17 protein-coding genes are annotated in these 19678 nt (G+C 69.4%); 5 read left to right on the top strand and 12 right to left on the bottom strand.

Annotation, left to right across the window (positions count from 1 at the left end):
• Window positions 1-21: 21 nt before the first annotated feature.
• The 9 genes from LQZ87_RS00310 to LQZ87_RS00350 form a co-directional block, all read right to left on the bottom strand.
• Complete coding sequence (locus tag LQZ87_RS00310; protein WP_230101453.1) at window positions 22-1500, bottom strand: FtsX-like permease family protein; 1479 nt, start codon at window positions 1498-1500, stop codon at window positions 22-24.
• The gene (locus LQZ87_RS00315) at window positions 1497-2258 is read right to left on the bottom strand and encodes an ABC transporter ATP-binding protein (RefSeq protein ID WP_230101454.1); all 762 of its coding nucleotides are present in this window, start codon (window positions 2256-2258) and stop codon (window positions 1497-1499) included. Before LQZ87_RS00315 ends, LQZ87_RS00310 begins: the two co-directional genes overlap by 4 nt.
• Before the next feature lie 95 nt (window positions 2259-2353).
• Complete coding sequence (locus LQZ87_RS00320; RefSeq protein ID WP_230101455.1) at window positions 2354-2989, bottom strand: response regulator transcription factor; 636 nt, start codon at window positions 2987-2989, stop codon at window positions 2354-2356.
• The gene (locus tag LQZ87_RS00325; RefSeq protein WP_230101456.1) at window positions 2986-4230 is read right to left on the bottom strand and encodes a histidine kinase; all 1245 of its coding nucleotides are present in this window, start codon (window positions 4228-4230) and stop codon (window positions 2986-2988) included. Before LQZ87_RS00325 ends, LQZ87_RS00320 begins: the two co-directional genes overlap by 4 nt.
• A 70-nt stretch (window positions 4231-4300) precedes the next feature.
• On the bottom strand, window positions 4301-5092 hold the full coding sequence (locus tag LQZ87_RS00330; protein ID WP_230101457.1) for a class I SAM-dependent methyltransferase: 792 nt from the start codon (window positions 5090-5092) through the stop codon (window positions 4301-4303).
• Between the two features lie 66 nt (window positions 5093-5158).
• A complete protein-coding gene (locus LQZ87_RS00335) occupies window positions 5159-6295 on the bottom strand; it encodes an AMP-binding protein (protein WP_230101458.1) in 1137 nt (378 codons plus the stop codon).
• An 18-nt stretch (window positions 6296-6313) separates the two neighbouring features.
• Window positions 6314-7213, bottom strand: a complete 900-nt coding sequence (locus LQZ87_RS00340) for a 1,4-dihydroxy-2-naphthoyl-CoA synthase (RefSeq protein ID WP_230101459.1) — start codon at window positions 7211-7213, stop codon at window positions 6314-6316.
• A gap of 38 nt (window positions 7214-7251) precedes the next feature.
• Window positions 7252-8250: a permease prefix domain 1-containing protein gene (locus LQZ87_RS00345; protein ID WP_230101460.1), complete on the bottom strand. Its 999-nt coding sequence runs from the start codon at window positions 8248-8250 to the stop codon at window positions 7252-7254.
• Between the two features lie 2 nt (window positions 8251-8252).
• A complete protein-coding gene (locus tag LQZ87_RS00350) occupies window positions 8253-8594 on the bottom strand; it encodes a helix-turn-helix transcriptional regulator (RefSeq protein ID WP_230101461.1) in 342 nt (113 codons plus the stop codon).
• A gap of 77 nt (window positions 8595-8671) precedes the next feature.
• On the opposite strand from LQZ87_RS00350, the gene LQZ87_RS00355 reads away from it, so the two are divergent.
• Window positions 8672-9685, top strand: coding sequence for a GNAT family N-acetyltransferase (locus tag LQZ87_RS00355; RefSeq protein WP_230101462.1), 1014 nt, complete (start codon window positions 8672-8674; stop codon window positions 9683-9685).
• Window positions 9686-9722: 37 nt separating this feature from the next.
• A complete protein-coding gene (locus tag LQZ87_RS00360; protein WP_230101463.1) occupies window positions 9723-10700 on the top strand; it encodes an o-succinylbenzoate synthase in 978 nt (325 codons plus the stop codon).
• A gap of 26 nt (window positions 10701-10726) precedes the next feature.
• Here the strand turns inward: LQZ87_RS00360 and LQZ87_RS00365 are convergent, their stop codons facing one another.
• A complete protein-coding gene (locus LQZ87_RS00365; protein ID WP_230101464.1) occupies window positions 10727-11359 on the bottom strand; it encodes a TetR/AcrR family transcriptional regulator in 633 nt (210 codons plus the stop codon).
• A gap of 149 nt (window positions 11360-11508) precedes the next feature.
• Between LQZ87_RS00365 and LQZ87_RS00370 the strand changes: the two genes are divergently transcribed.
• From LQZ87_RS00370 to LQZ87_RS00380, 3 genes are all read left to right on the top strand, one after another.
• The gene (locus LQZ87_RS00370; RefSeq protein ID WP_230101465.1) at window positions 11509-14286 is read left to right on the top strand and encodes an MMPL family transporter; all 2778 of its coding nucleotides are present in this window, start codon (window positions 11509-11511) and stop codon (window positions 14284-14286) included.
• Window positions 14283-16247 (top strand): YhgE/Pip family protein, encoded by a 1965-nt coding sequence (locus tag LQZ87_RS00375; RefSeq protein ID WP_230101466.1) that lies wholly within the window; start codon window positions 14283-14285, stop codon window positions 16245-16247. The genes LQZ87_RS00370 and LQZ87_RS00375 overlap by 4 nt, the downstream gene beginning before the upstream one ends.
• A 95-nt stretch (window positions 16248-16342) precedes the next feature.
• Window positions 16343-16930, top strand: coding sequence for a 2'-5' RNA ligase family protein (locus tag LQZ87_RS00380; RefSeq protein WP_230101467.1), 588 nt, complete (start codon window positions 16343-16345; stop codon window positions 16928-16930).
• 6 nt (window positions 16931-16936) lie between these two features.
• On the opposite strand, the gene ccsB is transcribed toward LQZ87_RS00380, so the two are convergent.
• A complete protein-coding gene (gene ccsB / locus LQZ87_RS00385; protein WP_230101468.1) occupies window positions 16937-17953 on the bottom strand; it encodes a c-type cytochrome biogenesis protein CcsB in 1017 nt (338 codons plus the stop codon).
• 9 nt (window positions 17954-17962) lie between these two features.
• A complete protein-coding gene (locus LQZ87_RS00390) occupies window positions 17963-19648 on the bottom strand; it encodes a cytochrome c biogenesis protein ResB (RefSeq protein ID WP_230101469.1) in 1686 nt (561 codons plus the stop codon).
• Window positions 19649-19678: the final 30 nt, after the last annotated feature.

Here is a 19678-nt window from a genome sequence, read left to right on the forward strand (position 1 = left end):
GACGCCGGCCGAGCGTGGCACTCAGTCGACGGCGAGAGCCTCGACCGGAGCGACCTTCGTCGCGAGTCGCGTCGGAGCCGCAGCCGCCACCAGCGTCAGCACGGCCGTCGCGAGCACGATGACGACGACGGGGATCCACGGCACGGCAGGCGCCACGAGCCCCGCGGTCTCTTCGAAGAACGGCGGCATCCGAACCGATCCGAGCAGTGACTGCGCGGCGATCCAGCCGTAGACGACCCCCAGAAGCAGCCCGGTGACCGTGGCGGTGACGGTGATGTGCAGCGCTTCGAGCAGGATCATCCGGCGCACTTGCCCGTTCGACAGGCCGATTGCGCGCAGCAGTCCGAGCTCTCGCCGGCGCTGGACCACGCCGATCGTCAGCAGGTTCACCAACCCGACGGCGGCGATGACGGCCGAGATTCCGACGAGCACCATCATCACGGCTGCGAAGCTGTCCATGATGGTCGCGAACTCGGAGTCGAGCTCCCCGCCGGCGGCCTTGGTCAGCAGCACCTTCACCGACTCGAGGGCGACGGCGAACATCGTCACGAGCGTCACGCCCATCACGACGCCGATGGCCATGCGGCTCGAGCGCTCCGGGTAGCGCAGCGCGTTCTCGGCGGCCAGACGCGCCGTCGCAGAACGACCGAACAGACGCCCGACCAGACGCAGCAGCGGGGGCATGACGAGCACGGCGGCGAGCGAGATTCCCGTGAAGGACAGCAGTCCGCCGAAGAACGCGATGATCACGCCGAGCGGGGTGACGAGCCCCACGAGCACGCCGAACGCGAGCAGCGCAGCACCCAGGATCAGCAGAATCAGGGCGCCGACGTGTCGGGCGGGGCGTGCCGCGGCATCCTCATGCGAACGCTCCACCGAACCGCCCAGAGCCTGCAGCGGCGTCACCGAAAGCACCCGGCGCGAGCCGACCCATGCCGCGGCCCACGTCGTCAGCACGACGCCGATCGCCGGGATCAGGATCGCCGGCTGCACGAGCGTGAAGTCGGCGACCTCACCGAGGAACTGACCGGCGATCTGGATGCCGGACGTCGCGACGAGGAGACCGGCGACCAGGCCGATGGCGGCGCCGAGCGTCCCCACGATGAAGCCGTGCCCGGCGACCTCGGTGCGCTGCGAGCGCGCCGTCGCCCCGATCAGTCGTATCAGCGCGATGCGCCGCGTGCGACCGGCGACGATGGTGGAGAACGTGTTGGCCGTGACGATCGCGGCCACGTACAGCGCGACGCCGATCAGCAGCACCGAGAGGATCGCGACGACGACGGCGAGCGTGCCGCTGTCGCCGATGTACGGGTCTGACTTCAGCATCGCGCCGATGTACGCGGTCGCTTCGACGAGGACGACGCCGAACGCCGACGACAGGGCGGCGACCAGGATGCTCGCCCCCATGCCGCGGTCGCGCAGCCAGCCGAGTCGAGGCCCCGTGGCCGCCGTCTCCGGGACGATGCCGGACACGATGCCAGGCGTCGCGACGGCGCTCATGCCGCCACCTCGGCGGCGAGCATGTACGCCGCGATCTGCTCCGCACTCTGGCGGGGGTGGTCGGCGACGATGCGGCCGTCGCCGAGGAACAGCACCCGGTCGGCGTGGCTCGCCGCGATCGCGTCGTGCGTGACCATGGCGATCGACTGCCCGTGCTCACGGCTCGCGGTGGCGAGCAGCTGCAGCACCTCGCGTCCGCTGCGCGAATCGAGGTTTCCGGTCGGCTCGTCGGCGAAGACGAGGTCGGGGGCGGTGGCGAGAGCTCGGGCGATCGCGACGCGCTGCTGCTGTCCGCCGGAGAGCTCGTGCGGCCGGTGGCTCAGTCGCGTCGCGAGGCCCAGGCGCTCGACGAGGCCGTCGATGCGTGCGCGCTCGATCGCGCTCGGGCGGCGGCCGTCGAGTTCGAACGGCAGCAGGATGTTGCCGAGCGCGTCGAGCGTGGGGACGAGGTTGAACGCCTGGAAGATGAAGCCGACGCGGCGGCGCCGCAGGATCGTGAGCTCGAGATCGCCGAGACCCGTGATGTCGGTGTCGCCGATCCACGCGCGCCCCTGGGTCGGAGCATCCAGCCCCGCCATGATGTGCATGAGCGTCGACTTGCCGGAGCCGGACGGCCCCATGATCGCCGTGAACTGTCCGCGGCGGATGCCGACGCTGATGTCGCTGAGTGCGTTCACCGCGCCGTCACCCGCGCCGTAGGTCTTGGTCAGGTGCTGGACGCGGGCTGCGAGCCCGAGGTCGCTGGTCGTGATCTCCATGCTCCTCACGCTATGAAGAGCGGATGCCGCACCGCATCGCCCGTGCGTAGCATCCGCCTACATCGCAAGGATGATCCGCGGGGCCGCGAGGCGGATCAGGCCAGTCCGTGCTCGAATGCGAAGACGACCAGCTGCACGCGGTCGCGGAGCGAGAGCTTCGTCAGGATGCGGCTGATGTGCGTCTTCACGGTCGCCTCGCTGAGGAACTCGCGTCCGGCGATCTCGGCGTTCGACAGCCCGCGCGCGGCGAGCGCGAAGATCTCCTGCTCGCGATCGGTGAGCGCCGCGAACGACTCCGGCACCGGACGAGTCTCGGCCGTGAAATGTGCGAACAGCTCGCGGGTGGCGGATGCCGCGATCACGCTCGACCCCGCGTGCACGGTGCGGATCGCAGCGAGCAGGAACTCCGGGTCGGCGTCTTTCAGCAGGAATCCGCTCGCCCCCTGCCTGATCGCCCGCGCCGCGGCCTCGTCGAGGTCGAAGGTGGTGAGCATGACGACGCGCGGCGGCTCCGGCCGCGAGAGGATCTCGGCGGTCGCGGTGAGCCCGTCCATCACCGGCATCCGGATGTCCATGAGCACGACATCCGGACGGCCCGTCGCGACGGCAGCCAGCGCCTCCTGCCCATTGCCGGCCTCGCCGACGATCTCCATGTCGGGCTGTGACGAGACCAGCATGCGGATGCCGGCGCGGAACAGCGCCTGATCGTCGACCAGCAGCACCCTGATCATGCGTCTCCTCGCGATTCGACCGTCACCGGAGCGACAGGAGCGCCGCTCCGGATCGGCCCGCCGTTCCCGATCGGAAGTGTCCCACGGACGACGAAGTCGCCGCCCTCGCGCTGAGCACCGAGCGTCCCGCCGATGAGCTGCGCCCGCTCGCGCATGCCCACGATGCCGTGTCCGCCGTGGGTCGCAGGCGTCCCCTCGACGTCACGCGCGACGTTGCGCACTTCGATGTCCACACGGTCGGCCAACCAGGCTAGACGCACGTCGACCACTCCCCCTGCGCCGTGCCGGATCGCGTTGGTCAGCGCCTCCTGCAGGATTCGGTAGACCGCGAGCTGCACCGCGGCCGGTGGCTCGCCGGGCGGCATCGGGTCGACCGTCACCCGGGGCTCGACACCCGACTGCCGCACCTGTTCGAACAGCTGCTCGAGGTCGGCGATGGTCGGCTGCGGGCCCGCCCCCTGCCGGTGGCGGAGTTGGGTGAGCAGCATCCGCACGTCCGACAGCGCAGCGCGCGCCGTCTGCGAGACCGTGCCGAGGGTCTCGGTGGCGATCCGCGGATCGGATGCCGCGGCGTAGCGTGCTCCGTCTGACTGAGCGATGATGACCGCGAGCGAGTGGGCGACGACGTCGTGCATGTCGCGGGCGATGCGCACGCGCTCCTGCTCCTCCGCCGCAGCGACCTCCGCGCGCGCCTGGGCGTCACGGGTCGACCGCCAGCGCAGCATCATGCGCCATCCGAAGCCGCCGAGCCACGGGGCGCCGAGCACGAGCGTGCTGATGACACCGAAGAGGACGATGTTGAGGATGCTGCTGAGGGTGCTGACTCCGGCCAGCAGACCGTTGACCAGCACCATGTACCCACCGGCGACGAAACCTCCGACGAGCACGGAGGCGAGGCCCGCCCAGAATGTCCTCGTTCCACCCCACGCGGCCGTGGCGTAGAGCACCCCCAGGATCGCGATGTTGATCGGCAGCGGACCGAGCCCAGCAGACATCTGCACGAGCGCACCGACCCACGCGACGGCGAGCGCGAGCCCGGGCGAGAGCCGACCGATCGCGACAGCGCCGCATTGCAGCACACCCGCGATGAGCGCCGCCGCGATTCCGACCGGTTCGGCGACGAGCGGGCTGAGGCTGCCAGGAGCGTAGAACGCCAGCGAGGTGGGCATGACGACTGCGAACAGCACGAACGCCCCGACGATGTCGAGGACGAGCGCGGTGCGGGACAGCGGGCGGATCACCCTCTCACGTTACGTGAGGGTCCCCGGCGCGGCATCCGTCTGGGGATGTATCCCCCTCGATCGACGGCGTTCAGGCCCGCGCGATGATCTCGCCGTGCGGCACGAGGAACCAGCCGTCGCCGTCGTCCGCCCACGCACGCCAGGCGTCGCTGATGCCCTGCAGTTCGGCGCGCGTCGCCACGTTCGCGTCGACGAGCTGGCGCGCCAGCGCGGAGTCGAGGATGCGGTCGGCCCACATCCCGCCCCACCAGGCGCGCTCCTCCGGCGTCGCGTAGCACCACGTGGATGCCGTCGCCGTGACCTCCTCGAAGCCGGCAGCCCGCGCCCAGGACAGCAGGCGCCGTCCTGCGTCCGGCTCTCCGCCGTTCGCGCGCGCTGCCTCGCGGTACAACCGCAGCCATTCATCGAGCTCCGGCAGCAGCGGGAACCAGTGGAAGCCGGCGTAGTCCGCGTCGCGGGCCGCGACGACCCCACCCGGCTTCGCGACCCTGCGCATCTCGCGCAGCGCCCGGACGGGGTCGGCGACATGCTGCAGCACCTGGTGCGCGTGCACCACGTCGAAGGAGTCGTCGGCGAAGCTCAGCGCATGCACGTCCTCGACCGCGAAATCGACGTTCTGGATGCCGCGATCCGCGGCGAGCGCACGCGAGAGCGCCAGCTCTGCGTCGCCGATCTCGGTCGCCGTGACCAGGGCGACGTTGGCCGCGAAGTCCATCGTGATCGTTCCTGGCCCCGCGCCGACGTCGAGCAGGCGGGCGTCGGTGTGCAAGTGCGGTCGCAGGTACTCCGCCGAGTTCGCGATCGTACGGTTGCTGTGCGAACGCAGCACGGACTCGTGATGTCCGTGGGTGTAGGTGGCCATCGCCCCAGTTTCGCACCTGCGCGAAGCGAGATATGCGGCGATGCGGCGGGCGAGGCCCGCTCGTGCTCAGCGCAGCTCGGTCGCGATGCGGCGGATCGCCTCACGGTCGGGCTTGCCCGAGGGCAGAGTGGCCAGCTCGTCCACGAGGATCAGACGGGCCGGCCGCGCCGGCTTGCCGATCTCGTCGGCGACGGCCGCGCGTGCATGCTCGAGCTGCTCGGACTCGCTGCGGCGGAGCGCCTCGCCGCGCTGCACGACGATGACGGATGCCTCGCCCCACTGCGCATCGTCGACCCCGACGACCACGGCGCCGGTGAGGCCGGGGATCGCGCGGACGATCCGTTCGACGCGGTCGAGCGAGATGTTGATGCCGCCTGAGACGATCACGTTGTCGGCGCGGCCGTGGACGCGAACCACGCCGTCATCGACGATCCCGAGGTCGCCGGTGCGGTACCAGCGGATGCCGTGCTCGTCACGCGTGAACGTGCGGGCGGTGAGCGCCGGGTCGCCGAGGTAGCCGTCTGCGAGCATCGGGCCGGCGATCTGCAGCTCGCCGTTCTCGACGCGAACCGCGACGGTGTTCAACGCGATGCCGTCGTACACGCATCCACCGCTGGTCTCGGTCGAGCCATAGGTGCGCACGAGCTTCGCGCCGACCTCGGTCGCACGATCGCGCACCGGCTGCGGCAGCGCCTGGCCCCCGACGAGGATCGCCTCGTACGCCTGAAGTGCGGCGAGCACGGCGGTGTCGTCCGCGGCGTCCAGCAGGGTCGAGATCTGCGCGGGTACGAGCGAGGTGAACAGCGAGCCGCCGGGAAGCATCGCCAGCGTCGCCTCGGCGAACGCGCGCGGCGAGAACCCGCCGTCGAGGACGACCGGGCTGGTGCCCGAGACGATCGATCGGACGATCACCTGGAGACCGGCGACATAGCCGGCAGGCAGCGCGAGCAGCCACCGGCCGGACCCGATCCGTTCGGCCGTCGCCTCGGCGCCCGAGCGCAGCGCCTCCGCACTCAGGATGACGCGCTTCGGGATGCCGGTCGATCCGGATGTCCCGATCACCACGGCCGTGCCGTCGGCGACCTCGCTGGGCTGCTCGCCCAGCATCCCTAGTCCGATCGCAGGGCCGCCGCCGAGCGCGCGTTCGAGCTCTCTGTGCAGCTGCGCGGCGTCATCCGCCGAAGTGGTCACGAGGCGGGTCATTCGGCTGTCCTTCCCGCGTCAGAAGTGCCAGGGGAACGACGACCAGTCCGGGTCGCGCTTCTCGAGGAACGAATCGCGGCCCTCGACGGCCTCATCCGTGCCGTAGGCGAGGCGGGTGGCCTCGCCGGCGAACACCTGCTGTCCGACCATCCCGTCGTCGACGGCGTTGAAGGCGAACTTCAGCATGCGGATAGCCGTCGGCGACTTCGTCAGCACCGTTCGCGCCATCGAAAGCGCCTCGCGCTCCAGATCCTCGTGCGGGACGACCCTGTTCACAGAGCCCATCTCGTACGCGCGCTGTGCGGAATACTCCTCGGCGAGGAAGAACACCTCGCGGGCGATCTTCTGGCCGGTCTGGCGCGCCATGTAGGCCGAGCCGTATCCGGCGTCGAAGCTGCCGACGTCGGCATCCGTCTGCTTGAACCTGCCGTGCTCGCGCGACGCGATCGACAGGTCGCAGACTATGTGCAGCGAGTGTCCTCCGCCCGCAGCCCAGCCGGGGATCACGGCGATGACGACCTTCGGCATGAACCGGATCAGGCGCTGCACCTCGAGGATGTGCAGGCGGCCGGCACGGGCCGGGTCGCCGACCGTTGTCTCGTCGTCGGAGTACTTGTACCCGTCGCGTCCGCGGATGCGCTGGTCGCCGCCGGAGCAGAACGCCCAACCGCCGTCCTTCGCACTCGGCCCGTTGCCGGTGAGCAGCACGGCGCCGATCCTCGGGTCCTGACGGGCGATGTCGAGCGCCCGATACAGCTCGTCGACCGTATGCGGGCGGAAGGCGTTGCGGACCTCCGGCCGGTTGAACGCGATGCGCGCGATGCCGCCGTCGTGCGTGACGTGCGCGGTGATGTCGGTGTACGCATCGGCGCCTGGTGCGAGCACCCATTCGGCCGGGTCGAAGAGATCGGAGACCATGACTCCAGCCTATTCCGCGGGCTGCGCGTGCACCTCGATCACCGCATCCCGAGCCGTGCGCGCCGCGTCTTCAGCCAGCCGTCGATGATGTCCCAGACGGCCACGCCGACGATGCCGACGATCAGCAGGACCGACAGGATCCGACCGACGTCGGAGGGCACATCGTCGCGGTAGAGCGTGAACTGCAGGAAGTCGGGGTTCATCAGCTGCCCTGTGCCCACGAGGTAGACCGCCCCCGCAGCGAACGCGATCGCCAGCACCGTGTTGACTGCGGCGAGCGCAGGGCGCCATCCGCGACCGGCGTAGACAGCGATCGCCAGGAGCGCTTCGAGCCCGATGAGCACGAGTGCTCCGCCGGTCCACCATGGCCACAGGTCGGGGTCCAGGATCGGCACAGCGATCGTCTGCGACCCGAGTCCGATACCGACGTCGATGCTATCGCCCGAGAACAGGGCGAATCCGATGAAGCGATCCCAGAGGAAGGCTGCAGAGGCCACCCCGAGGAACACGAGCGATGCGATGAGGTCCCGGCGCCCGACGCCGTCCTCCTGCGCCTCGGGCAGCGAGTCGACCGACCACTTCATGCCGGTGTCGGCGCCGGTGCGCTCGAGGATGAAGAAGACCATCGTCGTCCAGAACGCCACGTGCACGATCGTGGTGATGCCGACCACGACCGCCTGGCCGATGATCTCGCCGATCGGCTTGTCCGCGATCGCGTTCGCGATGGTGACGCCGACCATCGCGGTGGCGGGAACGATCCACAGCAGCAGCTTCAGCAGTCTCCACCAGGTGAGGTAGTAGGCCGGCCCTATCAGGTGCAGCGGACGGTCGGCGTAGCCGGCCGCGAGCACCGCTGGGTCGCCGAGATCCGTGAGGACGGCGTGCTCGGCATCCGCCTGGTTCTCGCCCTGCTCGACGCGCGCCTCGACGGCGTCGGCGATGGATGCCTCGAGCTCGGCGCGCACGTCGTTCTGCGCGTCGGGTTGCAGCGACCGCGTGACGGCGCCGATGTAGCGCTCGGTGAGTGTGCCAGCCATGGTCAGCTCTCCTGCTCGGGTGTGTCGGTGAGGGACGCGATCGCCTCGGTGAGCGCGGCCCACTCTGTAGTGAGGGTGTCGGCGAGGCTCATGCCCGCCGTTGAGGTGCGGTAGAACTTGCGGGGCCGAGCCTCGTCGGTGTTCCACTCGCTGGTGAGGTACTCCTGCTTCTCCAGACGGCGCAGCAGGGGATACAGCGTGTTCGCATCTGTGGCGAACCCGTGGCGTTCGAGGTCTTCCAGCAGCCCATAGCCGTAGCCGGGCGTGCGCAGCAGCTGCAGACAGGCGAGCACGACCGTGCCGCGCCGCACCTCCTGCAGATGAATCTCGAGCGTCTCGTCCATGTCGATCACATTACTGTGCGACACACACTATTGTCAATGAGCCATTAATGGGTGGGCGTTCGGGGTACGGTTGCATGATGCTCGAACTCACCCAGGTCGATCCCTTCGATATCCCGGCGGTGGACCTCTGGTGGGACATCTACGCCGCGGCTGAGCGCGCGGACCGCGGCGCTGAAACCGCCGTGTGGACGCGCAACGAATCACGGCATGAGCTGCAGCAGCGCAGCCAGACGATCGAACGCCGGGCCTACCTCGCACGTCTCGACGGCGAGATCGTCGCCAGCGCGCGACTCGCACTCCCCCTGCGCGACAACGTCCGCACCGCGAGCCTCGGCGTGCACGTCGCACCCGAACTGCGGCGCCGAGGCGCAGGAACGGCCGTGCTCAGCGCACTCGAGTCCGCCGCGCGCGACGCCGGTCGCAGCATCCTGACCTCCAGCGCATCATGGCCGTACGAGGCAGGGGACGACGGCACCGGCATCCCGGGGCGCGAATTCGCCCGCCGCCATGGCTACGACCTGGCGCTCGGAGATGTGCAGAGCCGTCTTCGCCTGCCCGTCGACGCCGAGCTCCTCGACGACCTCGAGACCCAGGCGCGCGCGCACTCGACCGGCTACACGCTGCGCTCGTGGATCGGCAGCGTCCCGACCGCCGTCGTACGCGGCTGGGCCGAACTGGATGCCGCCGTCGAGACCGAGGCGCCGATCGGCGACCTCGACATCGAACCCACCTCGGCCGACGTCGACGAGATCCGCGCGAACGAGGCACTGCTGGCCCAGCAGAACCGCCGCAGCTACGGCACGGTCGCGCTGGACGGCACCGGACGCGTCGTCGCCTACACGCAGCTCGTCGTCTCGGGTGACGACGGCAACGCGTACCAGTGGGGCACGCTCGTGCGGCGCGAGGCCCGCGGGCACCGCCTCGGGGCCGCCGTTAAGATCGCGAATCTGCGGATGCTCCAGCAGCACGCCGCGGCCGTCCGCTCGGTCTACACGTACAACGCCGGCGTGAACGAGCACATGCTGTCGATCAACCGGGCTCTCGGCTTCGCCCCGTCCGAGCACATGGGCGAGTTCCAGAAGAAGCTCTGACGTTCGCGTCGCGTGCCGACACGGGCAGAATGGCAGCATGACGCCGGACCTGAACGACCTACTGAGCACGGCGCGGGTGGTCGCGCTGCCGATGACGACGCGCTTCCGCGGCGTGACGGTCCGTGAGGCGGTGCTGTTCGAGGGCCCGGAGGGGTGGGCGGAGTTCTCGCCGTTCGTCGAATACGCGGATGCCGAGGCATCCGTCTGGCTCGCGGCATCCATCGACTACGCCTGGAACCCGCAACCCGCTCCGCTGCGCGACCGCATCCCCGTGAACGCGACCGTCCCCGCCGTCGGGGCAGCGCAGGTGCCCGAGATCCTCGCCCGCTTCCCCGGATGCCGCACCGCGAAGGTCAAGGTCGCAGACCCGGGTCATTCGCTGGCGGATGACGTCGCCCGCGTCCGCGCGGTGCGCGCGGCGCTGGGACCGGAGGGACGCATCCGGGTCGACGCCAACGCCGCCTGGAGTGTCGACGAGGCGGAGCGGGCCCTGCACGCCCTGGCCGAGTTCGACCTCGAGTACGCCGAGCAGCCCTGCGCGACCGTCGACGAGCTCGCCGAACTGCGCGCCCGCGTGAAGTACATGGGCATCCCGATCGCCGCGGACGAGAGCGTGCGGAAGGCCGAGGATCCGATCGCCGTCGCCCGCGCCGGCGCCGCCGACCTCGTCGTGATCAAGGCGCAGCCGCTGGGCGGCATCCGGCGAGCGCTCGACATCGTGGCGGAGGCAGGACTCCCCGCCGTCGTCTCCAGCGCGCTCGACACCGCCATCGGGCTCAGCCAGGGTGCGGCCCTGGCGGCCGCCCTGCCCGAGCTCGACTACGACTGCGGCCTAGGCACCGGGGCGCTGTTTCTCGAAGACGTCGCCGACCTCTCCCCGATCGACGGCGCGATCCCCGTGGGCCGCGTCACGCCGGATGCCGCGCGACTCGACCGCTTGGCAGCACCGGCCGACCGTCGCGACTGGTGGCTCGAACGCATCCGCCGCTGCCACGCCCTGCTTGCGGCATCCTGACTCCTGCCGCTCAGCAGTCCTGCAGCTCAGCGCTCGGCGGGTGCGATGATCAGCTCGACGAGCTGGCCGAGCGCTTCGGCGCCGGCGCGATGCAGCCTCTCACCGTCCCATCCGGACACGGCGGCGCGAGACATGCAGCCCTCCCACTGGACCATGAGCATCTGCGCTGCGCTCGGCACGTCGACGCGCAGCGCGAACAGCCCCGAGTCGACGATGCCCTGGATGATCCCCTCGATGCTCGCGGTCATCGCTTGATCCTGGGCGAGATACGCCTTCCCGAAGGTCTCGTCGCGCAGCGCCCGGATGCGGATCTCGCTCATCATCAGCACGCTCAGGCGGTCGTCGATACCCGAGTCCATGACCTTCTGCACGAGCTCGATCGGGTCGGCGTCACCGCCGAGCACCCCGGAGGCGACGAACTCGTCGATGCGGTCGCGCACGGAAGCCAGACGTCGCTCGGCGACCGTCGAGGCGAGTTCGAGGAACAGCTCGTCCTTCGACTCGAAGTTCGAGTAGAAGGCTCCGCGGGTGAATCCGGCCCGCTCGCAGATCGCTTCGACGCTGGCGCCCTCGAGGCCGACCTCGGCGAATACCTGTGCTGCGGCATCCAGCAATCGCGCACGCGTGTTCTCACGGCGTCTCGTCAACGGAATCGACATCGAATCCTCCTCCTCCCACTCTTGCACTGCGCCTGTCGAATGTTCACATCCGGCGCACAGTTTCGCCCCTTCGACTCACCGTAGGATACACATGTGTATCGGATACATCTCTGTATCCATTCTCCCATCCGCGTCTCTCGGAGGATCCTGTGTCCACACTCCTGTCGTCGCTCGGACGCTGGTCGTTCCGTCACCCGTGGCGGGTTCTCGTCGCCTGGTTGATCATCCTCGCCGCGGCCGGTGGCGGCGCGGCCGTCCTTCAGCAGGGCACGGACAACTCGTTCAGCATCCCCGGCACGGAGGCGCAGGAGGGGCTCGAGCAGCTCTCGCGCTCCTTCCCCCAGGTCAGCGGAACGAACGCGCAGTTCATCGTCGTGGCAGCGGATGGCGACGCGGTGACGGATGCCGACTACAGGAAGCCGATCGAGGATGCCGTCGCGGATCTCGGCGACCTCGATGGCGTGCTCGCCGCCACTTCTCCGTATGACGAGATGGTCGAGGGGATGGTGAACGAGGACGCCACGGCCGCGATCGTGCAGATGCAGTTCGACGGTCAGGCCACCGACGTGTCCGACGAGACCAAGAGCGAGCTCACCGCAATGGTCGACGACCTGCGCGACGAGCTGCCGGACGGCACGCAGCTCAAGCTCGGCGGCGACCTGTTCGCGATGTCGATCCCCGGTGTGACGCTCACCGAGGCGGTCGGCCTGGTCATCGCGCTGCTCGTGCTGATCGTGACGTTCCGGTCGTTCGTGGTGGCCGGGCTCCCCCTGCTGACCGCGGTGCTCGGCGTCGGCATCTCGATGGCCGGGATCTTCGCGGCCACCGCGTTCGCGACGGTGTCATCGACGACGCCGCTGCTCGCCCTCATGCTCGGCCTCGCGGTCGGCATCGACTACGCGTTGTTCATCATGGCGAGGCACCAGGATCAGGTGCGGGACGGCGTGGATCCGGAGGAATCCGCCGCACGAGCCGTCGGCACAGCCGGCTCGGCCGTGGTGTTCGCCGGTATCACGGTGCTCATCGCGCTCATCGGGCTCGGCTTCGCCGGCATCCCGTTCCTGACGACCATGGGCATCGCGGCGTCCGTCGCGGTCGCCGTCGCCGTCGCGATCGCCGTGACGCTGACCCCCGCGGTGCTCGGGTTCCTGAAGGGCCGCATCGTCGGGCGACCGGCTCGGTCCCTGAGCTTGTCGAAGGGCCGCAAGGGCAAGGCGCCCCGCCGCGGCTTCAGCTCCCGTTGGGTCGGCGGGGTGACGAAGCATCCGATCGTCACGTCCCTCGCCGTCATCGTCGGGCTCGGCGTCGTCGCCGTGCCGGCGCTCAGCCTGGATCTCGCGCTCCCGAATGCCGGCGTGCTCGCACCGGATGACGAGGCGCGCCAGAGCTACGACCTCACGGCCGAGCAGTTCGGCCCCGGATTCAACGGCCCCCTCGTACTGACCGGAACGATCGTCACGTCGACCGACCCGCTCACGCTGATGGAAGACCTCGGGGATGCCGTCGCAGACGTCCCCGGGGTGAAAGAAGTCGCTCTGGCCGTCCCTAACGAGACAGCAGACACGGGCATCGTGCAGGTGATCCCCGAGACCGCACCCGACGACCCTGCCACGAGCGACCTCGTCCGCGAGCTGCGTTCGCACCACGATGAATGGCTCGACGAGTTCGGCATCGACATCAAGGTCACCGGCTTCACCGCCGTCGCCATCGACATCTCCGACCAGCTCGGCGGCGCGCTGCTGCCGTTCGGCGTCTTCGTGATCGGGTTGTCGCTGATCCTGCTGACGATCGTGTTCCGCTCGATCTGGGTGCCGATCACCGCCGCCCTCGGCTATCTGCTGTCGATCATCGCCGCGTTCGGCGTCGTCGCCGCCGTGTTCGAGTGGGGATGGCTCGCCGACGCCCTGCATGTGGCGAAGGTCGGCCCGATCATCAGCTTCATGCCGATCATCCTCATGGGCGTGCTTTTCGGCCTCGCGATGGACTATCAGGTGTTCCTCGTCTCGCGAATGCGCGAAGACTTCGTGCACGACCCCCAGTCGAAGTCGACGACACGTGCAGAACGGCGAGCAGCGGCGCTGCGCGCGGTGCGCTCGGGATTCACCGGCTCGGCCAAGGTCGTCACGGCCGCCGGCCTCATCATGTTCGCCGTGTTCGTGGCCTTCGTGCCCGAGGGCGACTCATCGCTCAAGCCGATCGCCCTGGGGCTCGCCGCCGGCATCGCGATCGACGCCTTCCTGGTCCGCATGACCCTGATTCCCGCCCTCATGGCGATCCTCGGCGAGCGCGCGTGGGAGATCCCGAGGTGGCTGGAGAAGATCCTGCCCAGTGTCGACATCGAGGGTGAGGCCGTCGAGCGCGAACGCCACCTCGCCGCATGGCCGGGCGATGACTCGGTGGTGGCCGCGGATGAGATCGTGCTCAGCGCGGATGCGCCGATCGTCGAGGGTCTGTCGTTGCGTCTCGCACCAGGCGAGGCGGTCATCGCGACCGGTCAGGACGCCCGTGTGCGCCGCGCGGTCGCGCTGGCGATCGCCGGCCGCCTGACTCCGGATGCCGGAAAGCTCCGCGTCGCCGGCCACCTGCTGCCGGGACGTGCAGCCTGGGTTCGTCGCCACGTCGGCACCGTGCTGGTGGATGACGCGGATGCCGCGCTCCTCGACCTGCACGAGGCTCTGCGCGGAGTATCCGCACTCATCGTGATCGACGGGATCGACCGCTTCACCGGCGGCCAGCGCGATCAGGCGACGACCATGCTGCAGCACGCCGCTGCATCCCGCCCGCTCGCGGTGTTCGCGACGGCATCCGATGCGAGTGTGGCCCGCGCGATCCTCGCCGAGGCCGCCTGGCCCGACACCGGCACCATCGATCTCTCCCCCGCACACCCCTCCACCGCGTCCGATTCCAACCGCGAGGTGAACGCATGAACCTCTCCATCGAGCGGGCGCGCGCCCGCAAGCCCATCACCCTGCTGACCGTTCTCGGCGTGCTGCTGCTGCCGGCCATCATCGGCGGCATCCTCGTCGCGGCACTGCAGAACCCGACCGAGCGACTCGACACCATGACCGCCGCGATCGTGAACAACGATGAACCGGTCACGATCGACGACCAGTACACGCCGCTGGGTCGTCAGCTCGCCGCCGGCCTGGTCGACGGATCGGATGACATGGACTCGAACCTGACCTGGGTCATCTCCAACGAGGATGACGCCGCAGAAGGGCTTGCCGACGGCAGTTATCAGGCCGTGGTGACCATCCCGTCGCAGTTCTCCGCCGCGGCGACATCCGCCGGTCAGCGGATCTCGAGCGGCAGCGGCACACCCGAGCAGGCGACGATCCAGGTGACCACGCCCGATGACGGTCTCGTCGCCGACGACCTCATCACGTCGCAGATCGCCTCGGTCGCAGCCGACACCATGGGCACGATGCTGTCAGAGGCGACCATGGAGAACGTGCTCGTCGGGTTCACGACCATCGGCGACCAAATCGGTGAGGCGGCGAACGGCGCGGACGAGCTCGCGAACGGCGCCCGCTCGGCGGCCGACGGGGCCGCCGAGCTCCCGGACGGCGCGACGCAGCTCGCGAACGGCGCAGCTCAGCTGGGCTCCGGTGCCTCCGACCTCGCATCCGGACTCGGAACGATCGCCTCGGGGACGCGGGATGCCGCGAACGGCGCGGCCGAGCTCGGCGGCGGGCTGACCAGCGGGGCTGCAGCGCTCGAGCGGTCCGGACTGGTGCCCGATCAGCTGTTCACCGCCGCGAACGGCTCACAGCAGGCGACCGCAGGGGTCAAGACGGGTGTCGACGAGCTCGCAGCCGGCATGAACGGTCTGCTCGCGGCCTGCGTCGGTCGAGAGACCACCGACCCCGTGTGCGTCGGATTGCAGGAGATGGCCGACGGGATGCCCGAGCTGCAGGGCGCGGCCGGCATGGCCTCGCAGGCTGCTGCCGGAACCGCGACCGGACTCTCCGCATTCGACACGCAGGCGACGAAGACGATGGCCGGTCAACTGCGCACCGCAGGCCAGGGTGCCAGCGATCTCGCGGGCGGCCTGAACCAGCTCGCCGGCGGTGTCGACCAATCGGCGGCCGGAGCAGCGCAGCTCAGCACTGGGGCGACCGGGCTGAGCGAGGGCGCCACGGCATTGGCCGATGGCGCAGGCGAACTCGCCTCCGGCCTCGGCGACCTGGCCGATGGGAACACGGAGCTCGCCGGCGGCCTGCACCAGGCCACCGATCAGCTGCCGTCGTTCAGCGATCAGGAGTCGACGTCCTTGGCATCCGTGATCGCCGACCCGGTGACCTCGAACGCACAGGCGAACACGATCTTCGGCCCGACGGCGATCCCGCTGCTCGCGGCTGTGGTGCTGTGGTTCGGCGGACTGGCGTCATTCCTCGTGATGCGCGCACACACTGCCCGCACGCTGACGTCGCGCCGCTCGTCCGCCTGGCTGACGCTCGGCGGCTTCTGGCCCGCCGCGGCGATCGGAGCAGGACAGGGTGTCCTCGTCGCGCTGATCGTGCAGATCGTGGCCTCCTACGACGCATCGACCTGGTGGGCGTTCGCGGGAACCGCGATCGTCGCCGGCGTCGCGTTCGCAGCGGTCAACCAGGCACTCGTCGCGGTGTTCGGAGGCGCAGGGCGCTGGGTGAGCGCGCTCGTCGGCGTCGTCGCGATCGCGACAGGACTCATCTCGACGGTGCCGGGCTGGCTGGCCTCGATCGGGGCGGCGCTCCCCACGGCGCCGGCGTTCACCGGGCTGATCGCAGCGAACGGTTCGGCGGTCGCAGGTCTCATCGTGTGGGGCGTACTGTCGCTGATCGTCACGACGATCGTGGTGGCGCTGCGCCGGACGACCTCGGCCAAGGCGGTGCTCGCCGCGGCGTAGCATCCGCTCGCCGTCGGGAGGTGTCCCTTCGCGCCGCGTGGGGGCGCATGACGCGACACAACGCGACACCTCCCCGCGCGCGCTACCGTCGGAGGATGCGACGACCGTTCATGACCCACCCCGATCAGCTGGCCTCACTCGACGGCCAGCAGTACCTGGTGCTGCGGCCTACGGGTCCGGTTGCCGGCGAGTACCGGGCGACGCAACGCGAACTGCTGAAGCTTCTTCCGTCGGGGACGAAGCATCCGCACACCGAGCACGTCACGCTGCGGGGATTCTACGAGCCGGAGCGACGCGACGAGGTCGCCGCGCTCGTTCGCGACTGGGCTGCGGCGCAGCATCCGATCGACATCGTCGCCGACGCGATCGACACCTTCCCCGCGCCGTGGCAGATCGTGATCATGCGATTGGCGCGGACGGCGTCCCTCATCGATGCTTACGCGTCTCTCACGGCCGCGCTCGACCGAACCGACTTCCGCCGTCTCGGTGAACTCTCCCTCGACGACTGGATCTTCCATCTGTCCGTCGTCTACGGCAAGACCCTCGCTCCGGAGGCTTGGGCCGATCTCGAGCGAGCGTCACGACGTGACCTCGCTGACCAGCCGCGCTGCACCGTGGCCGAAGCCGAACTGGTCTGGTACGAAGACGGCGTCGAGCACGCCGAGGTCATTCCCCTCGGGTAGAGCGGCTCAGCTCAGGCCGCTGTACGCGTGCAGCCCCTTGAAGAACACGTTCACGATCGTGAAGTTGAAGATCACCGCGGTGAACCCCACGATCGACAGCCACGCCGACGGGTTGCCGCGCCAACCGCGGGTCGCGCGCGCGTGGAGGTATCCGGCGTAGAGCACCCAGATGATGAACGTCCAGGTCTCCTTGACGTCGAAGCCCCAGTAGCGGCCCCAGGCGTCCTGAGCCCAGATCGCACCGGCGATGAGCGTGAACGTCCAGAAGATGAAGCCGACGATCGCGAAGCGGAAGGCCATGCCCTCCAGCCGGTCGGCGTCCGGAAGGGTGGCGAGGAACCGGGGGCCCTGCTTCTCGGCGGCCTCGACGATCTTGCGCTCGCGACGGGACTGCATCAGCTGCAGCACCGACAGCGCGCATGCGAGGGCGAAGAACGCCGTGCCGAGCGATGCGACGAAGACGTGGATGACGAGCCAGACGCTCTTGAGCGGGTCCATCAGCGGCACGATGCCGACGTAGAAGCTGATCGCCGCGGCGCCCATGAGGATCACGACGAGACCGGTGATGAACGTGCCGAGGAACCGCAAGTCGATCCGGGTGTTCACCAGCAGGTAGACGAAGACGACCAGGAGCGTGCCCGTCATCGCGAACTCGTACAGGTTCGCCCACGGCACGCGCTCTGCCGCGATGCCGCGCGTGATGGTCGCGGCGAGCTGGAACAGGAAGCCCAGCACGGTCAGCGCCGTGCCGATGCGCGCCATGACGTAACGGGGCCGCTTCTGAAGATCGGATGCCGCCGGATCGGATGCGGCGTCCGCAGCATCCGCACCGGATGGGGCGCCGGATCCGGCGGCGGGCGCACCTGCCCCGACCAGCATCGCGTCGCGCTCGCGGACCAGTCGCGCGTCCGCGCTCACCTCGGAGCGACGGGCGAGGTCGAACGCGTATGCCACGAAGGCTGCCGCGTAGATCGCGATCGCCGTCCAGATGAACAGGATCGAGAGGGAGTCGAGGTCGGGCATTGTCCCAGTCTACTTTCGGGTGGTTCGGGAGGAAGGGGCATCCAGCAGCCGGGCGTGACCGTCGGCCAGATCGTTGACGGCGGCCTTCAGCGTCGGATCCTCGCCGCGAGCGAGACCGGCGTACTCCAGGCGCACCTCGCCGTCCGCGGCGGTCGCCTTGACCCACATGCGACGACGCGGGATGAACAGGGCGAGCATGAGACCGCCCAGCGCGCTCAACGCGAAGACGAGCACCCACACGGCCGACTGATCGTGGTGCACCTGCAGCGAGGCGAACCGCTTGACCGACTGCGTGAAGTCCACGGCTCCGGCCGGGGACTCGTCCTCGAAGGTGATCGATCCTCGGCCGTCGGGCAGATCGGCGGACTCCCCGGGCTGGAGCTCGATCGACGGGGCGTCACTGCCGTCGCCGACGATGGGCGTGAGCTCCTCGGTGTCGAGTACGTACACCGACTTCGGCGTGCCCTCGTCGATGCCGAGGTCGCCTTCGTACACCCGGAGCGTCAGCAGCGGTGCGAGCAGATCGCCGTGGGCGGATGCGTAGGCGCCGTTCTCGAGCTTCGCCGCGCTCGGATAGAAGAAAGCGGCGATGCCGAGCTGCTCCGGCATTCCGTCGGTGACCTTGATGACGCCGAGGGAGGTGAGCGCGTTGTCCTGCGGCAGGAACGGCACCGAGTTGCTGTAGACGACATCGCCGTCGGAGTTGCGCACGGTGATCGTCGGGGCGTAGCCGTTGCCGAGCAGGTAGATCTTGTCGCCGGCGATGTCCAGCGGGTGGTTGACCCGGACGGCATCCTCGCGGGACTCGCCGTTCTCGCGAACGGTCACGTTCGCCGAGAAGTCGCCCGCTTGCCCTGATGCCGCGGAGCCGTACTCCTGGTAGGTCACATCGAACGAGTCGAGGGTCATCGAATACGGGCTGAGCGCGTCGTCGCCGACGAAGCGTCCGCGGTTCATCGACTCGTAGTCCAGCAGCGTGTTCACGAACGTCTGGCCCTCGACGACCACGCGCTGCCCTGTGTAGGCGAAGCTGCCGCCGAGCCCGACGCTGATCAGGACGCCGACGAGCGCGAGATGGAAGATCAGGTTTCCTGTCTCGCGCCAGTAGCCGCGCTCGGCCGACACCGAGTACGTTCGGCCGGACGTGGCTGCGGTGTCGTAGCGCTCGACGCGGTAGCCGAGCGCCTTCAGCTGCTTCTGGGCGATGTCGATCGAGCGGGATGCCTCGGCGTCGGCATCCGCGTCGGTCGTCTCTCGAACGGTTTCCCGGAAGTCCTCGAGCCGCTTCAGACGCGCGGGCGTCCGCGGCGGGCGCGACTGCAGCGCCTTGATGTGGTGCTTGATGCGCGGAACGACGCAGCCGACCAGCGAGATGAACAGCAGCAGGTAGATCGCCGAGAACCACGGCGACAGGTACACGTCGAACAGGTCCATCGCGTCGAGCACGGGGAACAGGTCGGGATTGTCGGTCTGCCACTGCGTCACGCCGTTGGGGTCGGCCATCCGCTGCGGGAAGATCGAGCCGGGGATCGCCGCGATCGCGAGCACGAGGAGCAGGATGATCGCGGTGCGCATCGACGTCAGTTGACGCCAGCCCCAGCGCAGCCAGCCGACGAAGTCCAGGCGGGGCTGGGCGATCGAGCCACCGTCGCCGTCGATGTGGTCGGAGGGACGGAGCGGATCGGAACTCGTCACGGCATCCTTCTGGGAGGTATCAGGATCGGG

It is taken from the genome of Microbacterium sp. Bi121 (genome assembly GCF_918698005.1).
GTDB lineage: Bacteria > Actinomycetota > Actinomycetes > Actinomycetales > Microbacteriaceae > Microbacterium.